The following is an 18,327-nucleotide window of genomic DNA, read 5'->3' on the forward strand; positions in this document are numbered from 1 at the left end:
GAAATTGCTTGTATTCATTGTTCGATCTGAAATCCTGTCCATAGGTCCATAGGTCCATAGGTCCATAGGTCCATAGGTCCATAGGTCCATAGGTCCATAGGTCCATAGGAACGTTGCCTCACCGCTTTTCCGACTTCCACTTTTCTTTAGTACGCCTTCCTCACACCTCCCCCCTTTATCTTTATTCAACCCGCTCCTCCCTGTATGATTTCGGCGAGACGCTAACGGTACGGGATACACCGTGACCGTTCCTACTTACTCTCTTGCTATGGACTTGTCATGACTCAAATGGAAAAGACCCACGACAGTGCCACTCGCCTACAGGCACTGAAACAGCAACTCCCTGGCGAGATCCGCCGTGCAGTCACTGATGCGCTACATGAAGATCTCGGCATCGACCACCACGGTCAGATTGATGCCAGCCGCGATATTACCGCCAACCTCATTCCTGCCGACAGCACCGACACCGCCATCCTGATTACCCGCGAACACGGCATTTTTTGTGGCCAGCAGTGGGCAGAGGAAGTCTTCCACCAACTCGGCGGTCACGTGCAGATTGACTGGCATGTGCAAGACGGCGACCCCGTTGTTCCGAATCAGCCTTTATGCACTTTATCGGGACCATCGCGTACCTTGCTCACCGGCGAGCGCACCATGATGAACTTTATTCAGACTCTGTCTGGCTGTGCGACCACCGTTTCAGCTTATGCCAAACAACTGGAAGGGACGGACTGTCGCCTGCTTGATACCCGCAAAACCATTCCGGGCATGCGCAGTGCGATGAAATATGCGGTTACCTGCGGCGGCGGTTTCAGTCACCGCATTGGCGTATACGATGCCTATCTCATCAAAGAGAACCACATCATTGCCTGCGGCGGTATTGCCCAAGCGATTACAACCGCCAAAACACTCAACCCCGGCAAACCGGTTGAAGTGGAAACAGAAACCTTAGACGAGCTGAACCAGGCCATCGACGCTGGTGCCGACATTGTGATGCTGGATAACTTCACCCTCACCATGATGCATGAGGCGGTATCGATAAATGCCGGCCGTGTAGCACTGGAAAACTCCGGTAACGTGACACTGGAGACCATCCGTGAAGTAGCACAAACCGGTGTCGACTACATTTCCGTGGGGGCATTGACCAAACACTTGCGTGCCATGGATCTCTCGCTACGCTTTCAACCTAAATAACCACGTTCAAACGGTTGTGTGCGACAAATTCGCACGCTGACGTCTCTCATTACCCTTATTAATAAACAGGGCATCAGCGTGATATTCCTCACATTGATGCCCGTTTTGCCGTTTTCTTCGCCACACACCACACTGAAAACTGAGTCAGAAAACACCCCTATTTCCTTTAAATCGGGCAAAAATTCTCACGATCACTCGCAGTATGAAATGAAATGCATGTAACATCATTGGTTTTTTTTTAGACTGAGCCGAGCAATCAATGTTAGTGAATTTAGCCTGTTGTGCTAAGGGCATATTCTTGCCCTACCGAAATTACTCTCGGCTTGTTAGCGACACATTTTGGAAAATACATTTAAAAGGAAAGAGACATGAAAGGGCAAGTAAGAAAGCTACAGAAAGGTTTTACTCTAATTGAATTGATGATCGTAGTGGCCGTTATTGGCGTACTCTCAGCTATTGCAATCCCACAATACCAAAAATATGTGGCGAAATCACAAGCTGCATCCGCATTAGCTACGATTGCAGCACTTAAAACTAATGTTGAAACAAGCATTGCCGATAACTCTGCTTTCCCAACTGTAGCTGCAACAGCTACTGGTGATGCTACATTAGGTATGCCTAGTACAGATCTAGGGACCGTTGCATTGGCAGCAACTGGGACAGATACAAGTGGTACAATTACATATGCTCTAACAAGCGCAAGTGCATTAATCAACTCAACAAACATCGTACTGACACGCAGTGCAAGTGGTGACTGGGTATGCTCTGCAACAGTAGCAGACACAAGCCTAGTACCTAAATCTTGTCGTTAATCCATGCATACTAACCTCGCTTCCATTCTGCATCAGGCTAACCTGATTAGCCATACAGAACAGCAGCAGGTGGTGGACATGGCACAAGCCGAAGGGATGTCTGTCCCTTCGGCTTTGCTGTCATTAGGGATCATGACCAGTGGCGAATTGGTTCGCCAATTGGAGCTGATTTTTTCCATCGCCCAGGTAGATGTGCACCAATACGACTACGCTGACTGTTGTAAATCGCTTAACTTACGTGACCCGATCCTGCGCCATAAAGTGTTACCGCTGCATGCTACTGACAACACCCTGTTTGTTGGCCTGAGTGACCCGACCTTAAACGATGCGCTGGATGAGTTTCGCTTTACCACCGGCAAAAGTGTTGAGCCGCTGCTGCTCGATCACAAGCAATTAGAAGCAGCCATTCGCCGAGTCTACGGCAGCGACATTGACGGACAAGGTACCCAGCGTCAACCCAGCGTCAGCGACAGTGACTTAGGGGATCTTGTCGATCTCAGCGAAGGGGAAAACCTCGATGACACTACGGACATCAGTACTGATACCGCCCCGGTCACCCGTTACATCAACCAGATTCTGCTTGATGCCGTGCGTAAAAAAGCCTCCGACATTCATTTTGAACCGTACGAGAAGAGCTATCGTATTCGTCTGCGCTGTGACGGCATTTTGCACCAGCACGCCACACCGCCGGCCAACTTATCGCGCCGCTTGTCGACCCGCTTGAAGGTGATGTCCAAACTCAATATTGCTGAACGGCGTCAGCCGCAAGATGGCCGGATTAAATTGAAAATTTCGCCGACCTTGGCGATCGATTTACGCGTATCGACCCTGCCAACCTTGTGGGGCGAAAAAGTGGTGCTGCGTATTCTCGACAGCTCCAGCGCTAACTTGGACATCGACATCCTTGGCTATAACGACCAACAAAAAGCGGCGTATTTGTCTGCCTTAAGTCAGCCACAAGGGATGATTTTGATGACGGGTCCAACTGGGAGCGGTAAGACGGTATCTTTGTATACAGGTCTGAAAATCCTTAACACCGACGAACGTAATATTTCCACCGCCGAAGATCCGGTGGAAATCAACCTGCCCGGTATCAATCAGGTTCAAATCAACACGGCGGTAGGATTAGGCTTTGCCGAGGCACTGCGCTCATTTCTGCGTCAGGACCCGGATGTGGTCATGGTCGGTGAAATCCGCGATATTGAAACCGGTAATATTGCCGTAAAAGCGGCACAAACCGGTCACCTAGTGCTCTCTACTTTGCATACTAACTCAGCGGCAGAAACCATCACCCGTTTGACCAACATGGGTATCGAAGACTTTAACCTCGCCTCATCACTGAGCTTGATCATCGCCCAGCGTCTGGGGCGTCGCTTGTGTAAACATTGCAAGTTAGTCGATGATCTGGATGATTTTGTCCGGGATAAACTCAAGATCCCCGCCTTTCAGGTGATCTACAAAGCCAGTGAACGCGGCTGTGATGAATGTAATAAAGGCTATCTCGGCCGGGTCGGGATTTATGAAGTGATGCCCTTTAGCCGTGAACTGGCTCAAGCATTAATGGCGGGCGCCACCACGCTCGAACTTGAAGCCATCGCTTGTCAGCAAGGCATGATGACCCTGCAACAAGCCGGGGTCGAAAAGCTGTGTGAAGGTGTCACCAGCTTGAGTGAATTACAACGTGTACTGCATTTTGCCTGATTGCTACTGATCACGGCTATTGTCGATGACTGTAATATAGAGGCAAAAAGTAAAAGCAATTACACAGTACGCACCATCATTATTGAACCACAAGGAAGTCGTATCATGGCACAGGCCAGTCGCATTCGTTATTACCACTGGCGCGGCATCAACCAGTCAGGGAAAAAACTCTCTGGCGTCATGCTGGGTTTTCAGGAGCAAGAAGTTCGCGCCAAACTGACCGAACAACGCATACAAGTCAAAAAGCTCAAGCATCGCGCGCCGTCGACGTTGAGCAAACTGCGTAACCAGGTCAAACCCACCGACATTACCGCCATCACCCGCCAGTTAGCCACCATGGTGGGTTCTGGTGTCCCTGTGGTACAAGCCTTAAAACTGATGGCAGACAGCCACAACAAAGCCGAAGCTAGGGCCATTTTGTCGCAGGTGTCGATTCAGGTCGAGGCGGGGTCCTCGCTGGCCCGTGCCATGCGCACCAGCTCTCCACTGTTTGATAACTTCTATTGTGACCTCATCGCCACAGGTGAACAAACCGGTCACTTAGCTCAGGTGTTTGAACGTATTGCCACTTACCGTGAAAAGCACGAGGAAATGCGTAAGAAAGTCATCAAGGCGATGATTTATCCCACTATGGTTACCCTCACAGCAGTTGGGGTCACTATTATGATGCTCGTCTTTGTGATCCCACAGTTTGCTAGTATTTTCAATAGCTTCGGCGCAGAACTACCTGCTTTCACCCAATTTGTCGTTGATATGTCAGACTGGATTATCGCCTATGGTTTATATCTTGCTTGCAGTTTAATTCTATTTTTGATTCTTTTCAGTTATCAATACAAACGGTCAGATAAAACGAAACTGTTAGTACACCGCCTGAACCTACGCATCCCTATTATTGGGGATGTTTTACTCAAAGCCACTGTCGCCCGCTTTGCCCGTACCCTTGCCACCACTTTCAGTGCCGGTATTCCCTTATTAAGTGGCTTGCAGTCAGCCGCCAAAACCACCGGTAACCTGCACATTGAACAAGCCGCCATGGAAGCCCACGCCAACACTGCTGCCGGGATGCCCCTGCATATTGCCCTGCGTCAATGTGATATTTTTCCCGAGCTCATGCTGCAGATGACCATGATCGGGGAAGAATCCGGCTCATTAGATGACATGCTTAATAAAATGGCCACTCTATACGAGCAAGACGTCGATAACACCGTCGATAATCTGGGAAAAATTCTTGAACCCCTTATCATCATCGTTCTAGGTGTGCTTATTGGTGGCCTACTTGTTGCGATGTATATGCCAATATTTACTTTAATGAGTGTCATCGGCTAAACACTCACAACCACTAGCGTAACAACTTTATAAATACTGCATTCCTTAGGTTGAGATCCTGGGATCTCAACCTGTCTTCCCCTACAATATTGCCCCTTCAATCACGTTGAGAGATCGTACATGGACTTGCTCACTCTGACCCCTTGGTTATTTCCTGTTGGTGCCGCTATTTTTGGCTTGCTCATCGGCAGCTTTCTGAATGTGGTCATTTACCGCTTACCCGTCATGATGGAGCGTCAGTGGCAAGCTGAATGTGCAGAAAGCTTTCCGGACGCTTTTCCAAGCGCAGCAACTGACTCCGCAGAGCAAGCCCCGTTTAACCTCAGTGTGCCGCGCTCACGTTGCCCGCATTGCCAGCATGCCATCAGCGCCTGGGAAAACATTCCTGTCATCAGTTGGTTGCTGCTCAAAGGCCGCTGCAGACACTGCCAAGCGCCGATCAGCGCCCGTTATCCGGCTATCGAAACCTTTACGGCACTCGTGGCATTGACGGTGGCACTGGTATTGCCAACCTCTGAATGGACCATTGCGGTCATTTTCTTCAGCTTTGCCCTGATCGCCCTGGCATTTATTGATATCGATAACATGCTGCTGCCCGATTCCATTACCCTTCCTTTGATGTGGGCGGGTATCCTGCTGGCGCTACTGGGCTACTCACCCGTGAGCCTGCAAGACGCAGTAATAGGTGCCATGGCTGGTTACTTAGCCTTATGGAGTGTGTATTGGCTATTTAAGCTCATCACTGGCAAAGAAGGCATGGGCTACGGCGACTTCAAACTGCTTGCCGCACTCGGTGCCTGGCTAGGCTGGCAGCTGCTGCCTTTTGTAGTGCTGACCTCATCCCTGTTGGGCGCGGTATGTGGCCTGATCATGATGCGCATGCAGCAATCTGACAGCCAGACCCCATTTTCTTTTGGCCCGTATCTGGCACTGGCCGGTTGGATTGCCATCTTATGGGGTGAACCTCTGGTAAACTGGTATCTCTCCAGCTATTTAGGAATGTAACACCATGAGTCTTGTGATTGGTTTAACCGGTGGTATCGGCAGCGGAAAAACCACCGTCGCCAATTTATTTGCCGCTTACGGCATCGACATCATTGATGCCGATATTGTCGCCCGTCAGGTTGTTGAGCCGGGCAGTGCCGGATTGCGTGCGATTGAAGAAAAATTTGGCCCTGACATCTTACTGACAGATGGCCAGTTGGATCGCGCTACACTCCGTGCAGCGATCTTCAGTGAGCCCGTATTAAAAGAGTGGCTTAATCAGTTGTTGCACCCAATGATCCGCGAAAAAATGCAAGCGGACATTATGCAATCACGCTCAGAATATTGCTTGCTGGTTGTGCCCCTTATGGTGGAGAATAACCTGCAGACCATGACGGATCGCTTACTGGTGGTCGATGTGGAAGAAGCCTTGCAGATCGCCCGTACTCAGCAGCGAGATCAAGTCGATGCCGAGCAGGTGCGCAATATTTTGGCCTCGCAAGCAACACGTCAAGAACGTCTGGCGGCAGCGGATGATGTAATTTGTAACAATGGCAACGGGGATGATTTACCGCAACAAGTTGCGGCACTGCATCAGCAATACCTCGCACTGGCAGGCCTCGATAAATAAATCGCGCACCGTCAATAGCCAGCCTCAGTAAACTATCGCGAAACACCGTGTTCGCCACCGCACCACAAGATCAAAATAACAAGAACAATACCGTGTACTACCGCAATAGCAACATGACACACGCAGAGAGACTTTCACGCGCCTTTGGGGACACATGGATATGCAAATGAATCGCTTTGAGCACCCGCTGAATGAAAAAACCCGTATCTATTTACGGTTAGAATCTTTGATCCGTCAAATTCGCCATGCCAGCACCCTCTCCGATCCATGGCAACACCAAGTGTTCTTTCGCGGCTTGTTTGATCTGCTCGAAATTTTAGAGCAAATCCAACTCAAGTCCGAACTGGCTAAAGATCTCGACAAGCAACGCACTAAGTTAGCTCAATGGCTCAATATTGATGGCGTGGATCAAACCGCGCTGCAAGAGCATCTGGATCACATTGACACGGCACACCGCCATTTACTGGCCACAAACCGTTTAGGTCAAACGCTACGGGAAGATCGCTTTCTGGGGGCGATCAAACAGCGTCTGTCCATTCCCGGTGGCACGTGCTGCTTTGATTTACCGGTTCTCCATCACTGGTTGCATCTGCCCACGACGCAGCAACAACAGGATATCAAACGTTGGCTAAACAGCATTCGTGAACTCCATGTCGCATTGCATCTGTTACTGCGACTGATCCGTGGCGCGGCACAATCTCATGCGCAGATCGCTAAGGGGGGATTCTTTCAGCAGGACGCGGAGAATGCCAATTTACTGCGTCTGGATATTTGCCCAAGTCATGGGGTTTATCCTATGATATCGGGCCATCGTGGCCGCTTTGCGATCCGTTTCCTGCCGTTTGAGGAAGGCGCAACCATTGCTGACACGATAGACTTTCAATTAGCCATTTGCTGAGGTTTCCATGTCAACGCCAACCACAACGCCATCACCGACCGTGGTGAAATGCCCAACCTGTCAAACCCCGGTGGTATGGAATGACACCAGCCCGTACCGTCCGTTTTGCTGCAAGCGCTGCCAGCTGATTGACTTGGGCGAATGGGCCGAAGAAGAAAAAGCCATTCCGGGCGCACCCGACATGTCGGATTCCGACGGCTGGTCAGAAGATATGGGCTACTGAGGTTCGAGGTTCGAGGTTCGAGGTTCGAGGTTCGAGGTTCGACAAAAGTAAAAACGGGAGACTAAAAAGTGCCCGTTTTTATTTTGAATTCTGCCTTTTCGCTTTTACTCGTCCCTTAACACTCGCTGACGCGTCTCTGCATGAGTTTCTCCAACACCACCTCATTCGCTTCTGGGAACGCGTACTCACGCAGAGATTCCACTGCTACCCACTCGCCAGGCTGGCCTTCTTTGCCGTAGGCTTCGCCGGTAAATGCTGTGATCAAAAAGAAATCAAATTTCAGCGCTTTCTCTGGGTAGTCATGCTCTAACGCCATGAAGTGTTCGAGCGCTGTTGCCTCAATCCCCACTTCTTCGTGCAGCTCGCGGATCACTGCCTGCTCGGCGGTTTCGCCACTTTCTACCTTACCACCGGCAAACTCCCAAAAACCGCCTTTGTGTGCGGTAGCAGCACGACGGGTGATAAACACTTTGTCTTGTGCTGCATTCAAAATGATCCCAGCCGAGATCCACACTTGCTTCTTATCCACGTTCTTATACCTATTCAGCTCTGTTGTATTTGTCTGTTTTATTTGTTTGCGTCTTTGTTTATCGCGAGTGACGCGATTCAGTGAGTGAAGAGATCGCCAGATAAACAAAAGGCCGCAAAAGCGGCCTTTTCTTGTCAGGGCATCAACACTTAGCTGATTTGACCGTGACACTGTTTGTATTTCTTACCTGAACCACATGGGCATGGCTCATTACGGCCGACTTTACGCTCTTCACGCTGGTAAGGGGCCGCTTCATCGGCTTCCTCACTTTCGTCTGCGATCTGGCTTGCCGCATTCTGGTGCTGGAACTGCTGACGACGTGCAAGCTCTTCCGCCAAACGACGGCGCTCTTCTTCCACACGCTCTACTTCTTCCTGCTGCTGAACGCGCACCTTGCTCAGAATCGCAATCACGTCCGCTTTCAGGTTTTCCAACATGCCTTCAAACAGTTCAAACGACTCGCGCTTGTATTCCTGTTTCGGGTTCTTCTGCGCGTAACCACGTAGGTGGATACCCTGACGCAGGTGATCCATCGCCGCCAAATGCTCTTTCCACAAAGTATCGAGGTTTTGCAGCATCACGGTCTTTTCGAAGTTACGTAGCACTTGTGCGCCAACCACTTCTTCTTTATGACGGTAGATCTCAACCGCTTTCTCTACGATACGCTCACGCAGCGCTTCTTCGTACAGTTTCTCTTCGCTGTCCAGCCATTCCTGAATCGGCAGATCCAAATCGAAGTCAGCTTTCAGACGCTCTTGCAGGCCTTCCACATCCCACATTTCTTCCAGAGACTGTGGTGGAATGTGAGCATCAATTACCGACAGGATCACGTCCTCACGGTTTTGCTCGATCATCTCACTGATGTCTTCAGCATTCATCAGCTCATCACGCAGCTCGTACACCACCTTACGCTGGTCGTTCGCCACGTCATCGAATTCAAGCAGCTGCTTACGGATATCGAAGTTACGGCCTTCCACTTTACGCTGGGCGTTTTCGATCGCTTTGGTCACCCATGGGTGCTCAATCGCTTCGCCTTCTTCCATACCCAGCTTCTTCATCATGTTCGACACACGATCAGAGGCAAAGATACGCATCAGGCCATCTTCCATCGACAGGTAGAAACGCGATGAACCGGCGTCACCCTGACGACCCGCACGACCACGCAACTGGTTATCGATACGACGAGATTCATGACGCTCAGTACCGATAATGTGCAGACCACCTGACGCCAGAACGGCATCGTGTGCCACTTTCCAGTCCGCTTTGATCTTCGCGATCTGCTCGTCAGTTGGGTTATCCAGTTTAGCGACTTCCGTCTGCCATGAACCACCCAGCACGATATCCGTACCACGGCCGGCCATGTTGGTCGCGATGGTTACCGCACCTGGCGCACCGGCTTCTGCCACGATATCCGCTTCGCGTTCGTGGAACTTCGCATTCAATACTTCGTGCTTGATACCTTGTTTTTTCAGGGCTTTTGATAGTAGTTCTGATTTTTCAATCGAAACAGTACCCACAAGCACTGGCTGACCTTTATCAACACGCGCTTTAATGTCTTCGCTGATCGCCGCAAATTTTTCCAACTCAGTCATGTACACCAAATCACCCATGTCATCACGGATCATTGGTTTGTTGGTTGGCAATACGACAGTTTCCAGACCGTAAATAGACTGGAATTCAAATGCTTCCGTATCCGCAGTACCGGTCATACCTGACAGTTTGCTGTACAAACGGAAGTAGTTCTGGAACGTGATAGAAGCCAGCGTCTGGTTTTCGTTTTGGATCTTCACGCCTTCTTTGGCTTCAACCGCCTGATGCAGACCTTCAGACCAACGACGACCAGGCATAGTACGGCCTGTGTGTTCATCAACGATGATCACTTCGTCGTCTTTCACGATGTAATCCACATCGCGTTCAAACAGGACGTGTGCACGCAAAGCGGCATTCACGTGGTGCAACAAGCTGATGTTCGCAGGCGAGTACAACGTATCTTCTTCTGCCATCATGCCATGCTGTTTCAGCAAATCTTCCACAAACTCCTGACCATTTTCTGTCAGGTGCGCTTGTTTGGATTTTTCATCCACGGTGTAGTGACCTTCACCACGGTATTCTTCGCTGTCTTCCTGATCCTGCTTCACAAGTTGTGGGATCAGGGTATTGATCTTGGTGTACAGCTCAGAGCTGTCTTCTGCAGGGCCTGAGATGATCAATGGGGTACGCGCTTCATCGATCAGGATGGAGTCCACCTCATCGACCACGGCAAAGAAACGCTCACGCTGTACACGGTCTTCCGGACGGAACGCCATGTTATCGCGCAGGTAGTCAAAACCAAATTCGTTGTTTGTACCGTACAGAACGTCTGCCGCATACGCTTCTTTTTTCGCTTGCGGAGGCATGTTTGGCACGTTCACGCCAACGGTCATACCTAGGAATTCAAACAGTGCACGGTTCGTTTCTGCATCACGCGCCGCCAAGTAGTCGTTCACAGTAACGATGTGAACACCTTTGCGGGTCAAGGCGTTAAGGTAAGCAGGCAGGGTTGCGGTCAGGGTTTTACCTTCACCGGTACGCATTTCTGCGATTTGGCAGTTGTTCAGTACCATACCGCCAATCAACTGCACATCGAAGTGACGCATGCCAAACACACGCTTCGACGCTTCACGTACCGTTGCAAACGCTTCTGGTAGTAGTTGATCAAGCTCTTCGCCTTGATCCAAACGCTCACGGAACTCAACGGTTTTCGCTTTTAGCTCTTCATCAAGCAGACTTTCGAACTGCGGTTCAAGCTTGTTGATTTGATCTACAATTTTGCGCATACGACGCAGAGTGCGGTCGTTACGGCTACCGATAACTTTGGTCAGTAGTTTTGATAACATGGCTTTGCCGTTTTCTCTTGTTATTTCAGCTGCATAAATGGCTGAATTGCTTAATCTGAATTTTTCGACGGGGATAAACCAAATCTCACTCGCAAGCTGATTTGGGTATATTCATCCCTGTCCCGTCTAAAACCGCCATTTGATATGACAACGGAAGCTGACCCGAAAAACTGTGCATGATAATGATATTGTGGCCTGATGGGATCATTTCAAGGGGAAAGTGAAAACAAACCCTGCGTTTTTCGGATCCGTGCTGCCCATTGATACTGGCAGCATCGCATACTGCACGTGACAGACAGCCTTCGCCACAGTACCCCTAAGCAGGTTATAATAAGGCATATTGACAGTGTCGCCTATGGCTAATCCCCCGCTGGGTTTACCATATTCGCAAAATTAGAACTAAGCCCCGACTTTTTTGCCTAGGAAGCGTAAGTAATGCGTGATCATCGCCCTCAAACGCCTGCCCATTTACTGGAAGACAGCACCATTGGCAGCAATATCCAGCAGCGTGCCATGGCACTGAGCCAGCTGGACAAAACGGTAAAAAAACACCTCGCCTGTGCCGAACACTGTCGCGTAAGCAATTTTCGTCAGGGGATCTTAATCATTGAAACCGCCTCGGCGGCCTGGTCAATGCGCCTGAACTACGAACGTAACACCCTGTGTCAGCAATTGCGTGCCGGCCCGTTACCGAGTTTGGTGAACATCGAAATCAAGGTCAACCCGCAACTGGCTGCCGTACAGCAGGAAAAAACCGAGAAAAAGCCGGACATTGTGCGTAAACCCATTACCCCGCAAGCGGCCGCCTATCTGCGTGAAACCGCTAAAGAAGCGCCTGAGAAAATCCGCGTGCGATTAGAGCGTATTGCCGCGTTAGCGAATAAAGGGCGCTAAAGCGAGAAGCGAGAAGCGAGAAGCGAGAAGCGAGAAGCGAGAAGCGAGAACAGCGTCGAAAAAAAAACGCAAAGGACAACGCAAAGAACCAACAAAAAAGACAAACAAAAAAGACAAACAAAAAAGACAAACAAAAAAGACAAACAAAAAAGACAAACAAAAACGCCGGACAATGTCCGGCGTTTTTTTAATTCTGCAAAGGCTTAGGCGAAGACCATACCTGGTTGAGCGAAAGTCACAGGAACTTGCTGCTCATCTTCAAAGGTTGACCATTCGTAGGCTTCTTGATCTGCCAATACCGCACGCAACAGTTTGTTATTCAGTGCGTGACCAGACTTAAAGGCCACCATTTCACCAATGATGTTATGACCACACATGTACAGATCGCCAATGGCATCCAATACTTTGTGTGTCACCAACTCATTGTCAAAACGCAAACCTTCATCATTCAGGATGCGGTAATCATCCAAAACAATGGCGTTGTCAAAGCTACCACCCAGTGCCAGATTCTGAGACTGAAGGTATTCAATATCACGCATGAATCCGAAGGTACGTGCGCGGCTAATGTCTTTAACAAAAGATTGGCTAGAGAAGTCTAACACTAAACGCTGCTGCTCTGCTTCGATCGCCGGATGGTTAAAATCGATAGCAAAATCCAGACGGAACCCGTTATGAGGACGAAGTTCTGCCCATTTATCGCCATCTTCGACGCGAACAGTTTTCTTGATACGCAAGAAACGCTTCGGTGCATTGAGCGTATCAATGCCGGCAGACTGCAACAGATAGATAAAAGGACTGGCGCTACCATCCATAATTGGAATTTCCGGTGCATCCACTTCGATAATCACGTTATCGATCCCCATACCTGCAAGGGCAGCGTTCAGGTGCTCAACAGTTGAGATGCGCACCCCTGACTCATTTACCAAGGCGGTACATAACATGGTGTCGCGCACAGCATTCGCGTCTGCTGGAAAATCAACAGGCGGATTTAAATCTGTACGGCGATAAATCACCCCTGTATTTGCAGCAGCAGGACGAAGAATAAGCGTCACCTTACGCCCAGAGTGAAGGCCCACCCCAGTCGTCTGCACAATGCTTTTCAGTGTACGTTGTCTGATCATCTGCTTATCTCAACTATTGTTTTGCCAAAATATCGGCCCGGATCCTTGCTATAAAGAAGAACAAGGACCGATATCATATCACTTTGTGACCAATTTCCCAAATCAATTAGATTGATCAGTCCGCCTGCTTACGCAGGAACGCTGGGATATCTAGGTAGTCGTGATCGGCTTGTGGCTTCGCTTTTGCCGCTGTCGCTTGCTGACCGGTTGAGTCTGCAACGGAAGCAGAAGGCGTCACCGTTTGTGGCTTCGCATCTTCAACTACTGGTGCCGCAACAGGTTTTTCCTGTGCCACTGCCTGTACTGGCTTAGAAGACGTCACTAGCGTGATATCAGGCTTACATTCTTTACCGATACCCGTTGCAACAACCGTTACACGCAGCTCATCAGACATTTCTGGGTCAAGTGAAGTACCGATAACCACGGTCGCGTTATCAGACGCGAACGCTTTCACGGTATTACCTACGGTCTCGAACTCGTCCAGACGCATGTCCATACCCGCAGTGATGTTAACCAGTACGCCACGCGCGCCAGCCAGATCGATATCTTCCAGCAATGGGCTCGAAATGGCCATTTCAGCCGCTTCTTCCGCACGGTCATCACCGGTTGCCACACCGCTACCCATCATCGCGTGACCCATTTCTGACATCACAGTACGTACGTCAGCAAAGTCGACGTTAATCATACCTGGACGGGTGATCAGCTCAGCAATGCCCTGTACCGCGTTTTTCAGTACGTCGTTAGCTTTCGCAAACGCGTCCAACAACGTGATACCACGGCCCAATACTTTCAGCAGCTTTTCGTTCGGGATAGTGATCAATGAATCGACGTGCTTAGACAGCTCTTCAATCCCTTGCTCTGCGAACGCCATGCGTTTTTTGCCTTCAAAGCTAAATGGTTTAGTCACCACCGCTACGGTCAAAATGCCTAGCTCTTTCGCCACTTCAGCAATGATTGGTGCCGCACCGGTACCGGTACCACCGCCCATGCCCGCCGCAATGAAAATCATATCTGAGCCTTGTAGCTCAGCTTTGATTGCTTCACGATCTTCCAGTGCAGAATCACGACCCACCTGAGGGTTTGCACCCGCACCCAGACCTTTAGTGATTGTGCCACCGATCTGAATCACGGTGCTGACACTGCTTTTACGAAGGGCCTGAGCATCCGTATTCACGGTAATAAACTCAACACCCTCAATTGACTCACGTACCATGTGATCAACAGCGTTGCCGCCGCCGCCGCCAACGCCAATGACCTTAATTACCGCTTCGTCAGACATTTCCATCATCGGTTCAAACATGTGTTCTCTCCGTCCATCCTGTTCGCATCAGGTTTTAAAAATTTTTGCTAAACCAGCCACTTACTTTCGTGAACAAACCAGAAACAGAACGTTTCGGTTCAATATCACTGCCATCAAATGTCTGACTATCCTTTCCGTAATGCAGTAGACCTACTGCTGTCGCATAGTGCGGGAACTGTACGTGCTCGGTCAGCCCGGTCACATCCAGCGGTAAACCGACTCGAACCTGATTGCTGAATACACGCTCCGCGCACTCCACCAACCCTTCCATCTGAGCCGCACCACCGGTCAGGACGATGCCTGCCGCTAATTGGTGTTTTACCCCCGCATTACGCAGTTGTTCTTGTACTTCCATCAGCTTCTGATTAACCAGCCCCAGCAATTCGCTGTAGCGAGGCTCTATCACTTCCGCCAATGTCTGGCTCTGCAAGCTGCGAGACGGACGCCCACCAACACTCGGGACATCCACTTTGGCGTCTTTACTCACCAATTCACTCAGTGCACAGCCATATTTTACTTTGATTTCTTCAGCATCCCCGAGCGGGGTACCAAAGGCATACGCGATATCACTGGTCACCACATTGCCGGCATACGGGATAACGGCAGCATGTCGTAATGCGCCCCCGGTCCATACCGCAATGTCCATGGTGCCGCCGCCTAAGTCGACCACACACACACCCAGCTCGCGCTCATCCGGCGTTAATACCGCATGACTGGCCGCCAACCCGGAGAAAATTAACTGGTCGACTTTCAGATCACAACGTTCCACGGCTTTCACAATGTTACGCGCCATGTCGTTGTGACAGGTGATCAGATGCACATTGGCTTCCATGCGTACCCCAGATAAACCAACCGGGTTTTTAATCCCCTCTTGGTAATCAATAGCAAATTCTTGCGGGATAACATGCAAAACTTTGTGTTCATCACTAATTTTTACTGACTTCGCTGTATGGATAACATTATCAACGTCGTCTTGCGTTACCTCTTTGTCAGAAATCGGCACCATGCCTTCTTCTGTCTGGCAACGAATATGCTTGCCGGATAATGACAAAAATACCGAGGAGATCTGGCAGTCGGCCATCAGCTCAGCCTTGTAAATCGCCCCTTGCACGGATTTGACTACCGATTCCAGGTCGTTTACCCCGCCTTTGTCCATCCCGTTAGACGGACTGCTGCCTTCACCGATGACGTTCACTTCACCATTGGGCAAAATTTCCCCGACCAAAGCACAGACTTTGGAAGTGCCAATATCCAGGCCTACTATCAGTTTTTTATCTGCCGCCTTCGTCATTAGCGCACGCTCTTATTGTTCTGCGAAACCAAACAGGTCAAGACAAACCAGGCGTTACTTGGGCTCGGTATCAGTAACCCAGCCTACCGCCGCCCCGGTGTCGTAGCGCAAGTCCACGTACTCAATGGCTTTTCCCTGCTGCTCCAAATCTGGGGACAAACTGATAAAGCGACGTAATCGCTCTATGCGATCAGTGCGCCCCAATTCAAGCTTGATGCCGTTTGTCAGCCAAACGCGCCAAGCCCGTCGTTCATTTAATGTCAGCCGCGCGATATCAAAACCGGCGCGCTGTAACAGCGGTTGCATCTCATGCCATACTGACAACACTTCCTGACTCGAACCGTCCGGTCCAGCCAGTGCCACCAGCGGTTTGCCCGCTTGGGCCATCGGCGCGGTGAATACCACACCGTCTGCGTTCACCAAATACTGGTCATCCCACGAGGCGACCGGTTGCTGCTCGACCAAATACACTTTGAGGGTATCTGGCCACTGTTTACGCACGGCAGCGCGAGCAACCCATGGCATGGCTTCTAATGCATGCTGGATATCATCGACATCTTGGGTCATAAAACTGCCCAGATGATCCAACTGCTGGATCCCGGCACGCACATCATTCGGCGTCAGGTAATGCAACTCCCCTTGGATCACTAACTGCGATAACGGCAGTCGGTTTGCATCGGTCATCCAGTGTATTGCAGCACTGAAAAGCCAAATCACAAAACCAATCACAAAGAGGAAAAATGCGACCCCACCCCAGTGCTTGCGCACGCAAGGCGATGTCAACGGTATTCGTTTTAAGACACTATCAGCCATAATTAGTTTAACCTTGATTAAATAGCCGATAATTACCCAGGAATTCCCACTATTGAGGTGTTATCTTCAAATATCGGTAAATTCTACCGAGTAAAGTTGACAGATTATACCGAGCAAGTTCAAGCTCTCCAACACTTCTGATGCGATTCCTGAGAGCAAAGCCCACGAAATACGAGATTTTACGTGCGCCTTACATTCATTATATGGTAAAGGAATTGAATATATGCAATAAAGATACCATTCAATTCCTTCACGCCTGCCCCATTACTGCTGCTGCATCTCTGCCACATTCAGCTTCATATCCGCTAACTGGCGGGCAATTTTGCCTACATCGCCGGCACCTTGTGTCAGAACCAAATCATCATTTTGCAGAATATTCGCCAAAGCGGCAGGCAGTGCGTCGGTATGCGGAACAAAAATCGGATCAATCTTACCGCGACCACGAATGGTACGACACAGTGAACGACCATCTGCGCCCGCAATTGGCATTTCGCCGGCCGGATACACATCCAGCATCACCAGTACATCCACCTGCTCCAGCACGTTGGCAAAGTCATCATACAGATCACGCGTACGGCTGTAACGGTGCGGCTGGAACACCATCACCAAACGCTTGTCGCTCCAACCGGCACGGGCCGCCTGAATGGTCACGTCGACTTCGCTTGGGTGATGACCGTAATCGTCCACCAGCATCACGTTACCGTTACCGGTTTCAAACTCGCCCAAATGGTCGAAACGGCGACCTGTGCCCTGGAATTCAGCCAGTGCCTGAATGATTGCGCTGTCTTCCACGCCTTCTTCCGTTGCCACAGCCACAGCAGCCGTTGCATTCAATGCGTTATGCTTACCCGGAATGTTCAGGGTCACCGCCAACGCCGGCTTGTCTTTACGCAAAATAGAGAAATGGCCTTGCTGACCACGCTGATGGTAATCCACCAGACGCACATCGGCATCGTCAGAGAAACCGTAAGTGATCACCGGACGGCCCACACGTGGCAGCAATTCACGTACCACGGGATCGTCCACACATACCACCGCCAAGCCGTAGAATGGCAGGTTATGCAGGAAGTCGACGAAGGTTTGCTTCAGCACTTCAAAGTCGCCACCGTAGGTATCCATATGGTCGGCTTCAATGTTAGTAACTACTGACACCATCGGCTGCAAATGCAGGAAGGACGCATCACTTTCATCGGCCTCGGCAATCAGGTAACGACTCAAGCCCAGTCGTGCATTCGTGCCGGCGCTCTTCACCAAGCCACCGTTGACAAAGGTTGGATCCAGACCGGCCTCAGAGTAAATCTGTGTTACCAGCGCTGTCGTGGTGGTTTTACCGTGGGTACCGGCAATCGCAATACCGTGACGGTAGCGCATCAGTTCAGCCAGCATTTCAGCACGGCGTACCACCGGGATACGTTGTTCACGTGCGGCAACCAGTTCCGGGTTTTCCTGATCAATGGCAGTAGAGACCACGACCACGCTGGCCCCTTCCACATTGCCCGCCTGATGGCCGAAGAAGATTTCCGCGCCTTTGCTTTCCAGACGCTGAGTCACCAAGTTCGGTGCTAAATCAGAGCCACTGATACGGTAGCCTTCGTTCACCAACACTTCCGCGATACCGCTCATGCCGGCACCACCAATGCCCACAAAGTGAATGCGTTCTACGCGGCGCATCTCTGGCACCATGGTTCGGATTTTTGCTAATTGTTGGTTATCCAGTTTACTCATCACTTTGTC

16 protein-coding genes are annotated in these 18,327 nt (G+C 50.3%); 9 read left to right on the forward strand and 7 right to left on the reverse strand.

The features are described from left to right. Nucleotides 1-288 precede the first annotated feature (288 nt). The 8 genes from nadC (at nt 289) to yacG (ending at nt 7,769) form a co-directional block, all read left to right on the forward strand. Nucleotides 289-1,194, forward strand: a complete 906-nt coding sequence (gene nadC, locus ABT58_RS01975; protein WP_047872779.1) for a carboxylating nicotinate-nucleotide diphosphorylase — start codon at nt 289-291, stop codon at nt 1,192-1,194. Nucleotides 1,195-1,562: 368 nt separating this feature from the next. Further along, nucleotides 1,563-2,006 carry a pilin gene (locus tag ABT58_RS01980; RefSeq protein WP_047872692.1) on the forward strand — a complete coding sequence of 148 codons (444 nt, stop codon included), beginning with the start codon at nt 1,563-1,565 and terminating at the stop codon, nt 2,004-2,006. Nucleotides 2,007-2,009: 3 nt separating this feature from the next. After that, a complete protein-coding gene (pilB, locus tag ABT58_RS01985) occupies nt 2,010-3,707 on the forward strand; it encodes a type IV-A pilus assembly ATPase PilB (protein ID WP_047872693.1) in 1,698 nt (565 codons plus the stop codon). A 105-nt stretch (nt 3,708-3,812) separates the two neighbouring features. Then, nucleotides 3,813-5,033, forward strand: a complete 1,221-nt coding sequence (locus ABT58_RS01990; RefSeq protein WP_047872694.1) for a type II secretion system F family protein — start codon at nt 3,813-3,815, stop codon at nt 5,031-5,033. 120 nt (nt 5,034-5,153) lie between these two features. Further along, nucleotides 5,154-6,038 (forward strand): prepilin peptidase, encoded by an 885-nt coding sequence (locus ABT58_RS01995; protein WP_047872695.1) that lies wholly within the window; start codon nt 5,154-5,156, stop codon nt 6,036-6,038. A gap of 4 nt (nt 6,039-6,042) precedes the next feature. Next, nucleotides 6,043-6,648 (forward strand): dephospho-CoA kinase, encoded by a 606-nt coding sequence (gene coaE, locus ABT58_RS02000; protein ID WP_047872696.1) that lies wholly within the window; start codon nt 6,043-6,045, stop codon nt 6,646-6,648. 160 nt (nt 6,649-6,808) lie between these two features. Beyond that, the gene (gene zapD / locus ABT58_RS02005; RefSeq protein ID WP_047872780.1) at nt 6,809-7,546 is read left to right on the forward strand and encodes a cell division protein ZapD; all 738 of its coding nucleotides are present in this window, start codon (nt 6,809-6,811) and stop codon (nt 7,544-7,546) included. 7 nt (nt 7,547-7,553) lie between these two features. After that, nucleotides 7,554-7,769: a DNA gyrase inhibitor YacG gene (yacG, locus tag ABT58_RS02010; RefSeq protein WP_047872697.1), complete on the forward strand. Its 216-nt coding sequence runs from the start codon at nt 7,554-7,556 to the stop codon at nt 7,767-7,769. A gap of 115 nt (nt 7,770-7,884) precedes the next feature. Here yacG and mutT read toward each other — a convergent pair whose 3' ends face one another. Together mutT and secA are read right to left on the reverse strand one after the other, a co-directional pair. Continuing rightward, on the reverse strand, nt 7,885-8,298 hold the full coding sequence (gene mutT / locus ABT58_RS02015) for an 8-oxo-dGTP diphosphatase MutT (protein WP_047872698.1): 414 nt from the start codon (nt 8,296-8,298) through the stop codon (nt 7,885-7,887). 149 nt (nt 8,299-8,447) lie between these two features. Next, a complete protein-coding gene (gene secA / locus ABT58_RS02020; RefSeq protein ID WP_047872699.1) occupies nt 8,448-11,174 on the reverse strand; it encodes a preprotein translocase subunit SecA in 2,727 nt (908 codons plus the stop codon). Nucleotides 11,175-11,609: 435 nt separating this feature from the next. On the opposite strand from secA, the gene ABT58_RS02025 reads away from it, so the two are divergent. Beyond that, on the forward strand, nt 11,610-12,068 hold the full coding sequence (locus ABT58_RS02025) for a DUF721 domain-containing protein (protein WP_047872700.1): 459 nt from the start codon (nt 11,610-11,612) through the stop codon (nt 12,066-12,068). Between the two features lie 203 nt (nt 12,069-12,271). Here ABT58_RS02025 and lpxC read toward each other — a convergent pair whose 3' ends face one another. The 5 genes from lpxC to murC form a co-directional block, all read right to left on the reverse strand. After that, nucleotides 12,272-13,189, reverse strand: coding sequence for a UDP-3-O-acyl-N-acetylglucosamine deacetylase (gene lpxC / locus ABT58_RS02030; RefSeq protein ID WP_047872701.1), 918 nt, complete (start codon nt 13,187-13,189; stop codon nt 12,272-12,274). Between the two features lie 115 nt (nt 13,190-13,304). Beyond that, nucleotides 13,305-14,489, reverse strand: coding sequence for a cell division protein FtsZ (gene ftsZ, locus ABT58_RS02035; protein WP_047872702.1), 1,185 nt, complete (start codon nt 14,487-14,489; stop codon nt 13,305-13,307). Nucleotides 14,490-14,523: 34 nt separating this feature from the next. Next, nucleotides 14,524-15,780, reverse strand: a complete 1,257-nt coding sequence (gene ftsA / locus ABT58_RS02040; RefSeq protein ID WP_047872703.1) for a cell division protein FtsA — start codon at nt 15,778-15,780, stop codon at nt 14,524-14,526. 54 nt (nt 15,781-15,834) lie between these two features. After that, nucleotides 15,835-16,593 (reverse strand): cell division protein FtsQ/DivIB, encoded by a 759-nt coding sequence (locus ABT58_RS02045; RefSeq protein WP_047872704.1) that lies wholly within the window; start codon nt 16,591-16,593, stop codon nt 15,835-15,837. Between the two features lie 264 nt (nt 16,594-16,857). After that, nucleotides 16,858-18,318 carry a UDP-N-acetylmuramate--L-alanine ligase gene (gene murC / locus ABT58_RS02050; RefSeq protein WP_047872705.1) on the reverse strand — a complete coding sequence of 487 codons (1,461 nt, stop codon included), beginning with the start codon at nt 18,316-18,318 and terminating at the stop codon, nt 16,858-16,860. Between the last annotated feature and the right edge of the window lie 9 nt (nt 18,319-18,327).

The organism is Photobacterium aphoticum, assembly GCF_001029435.1.
GTDB classification, from domain to species: Bacteria; Pseudomonadota; Gammaproteobacteria; order Enterobacterales; family Vibrionaceae; genus Photobacterium; species Photobacterium aphoticum.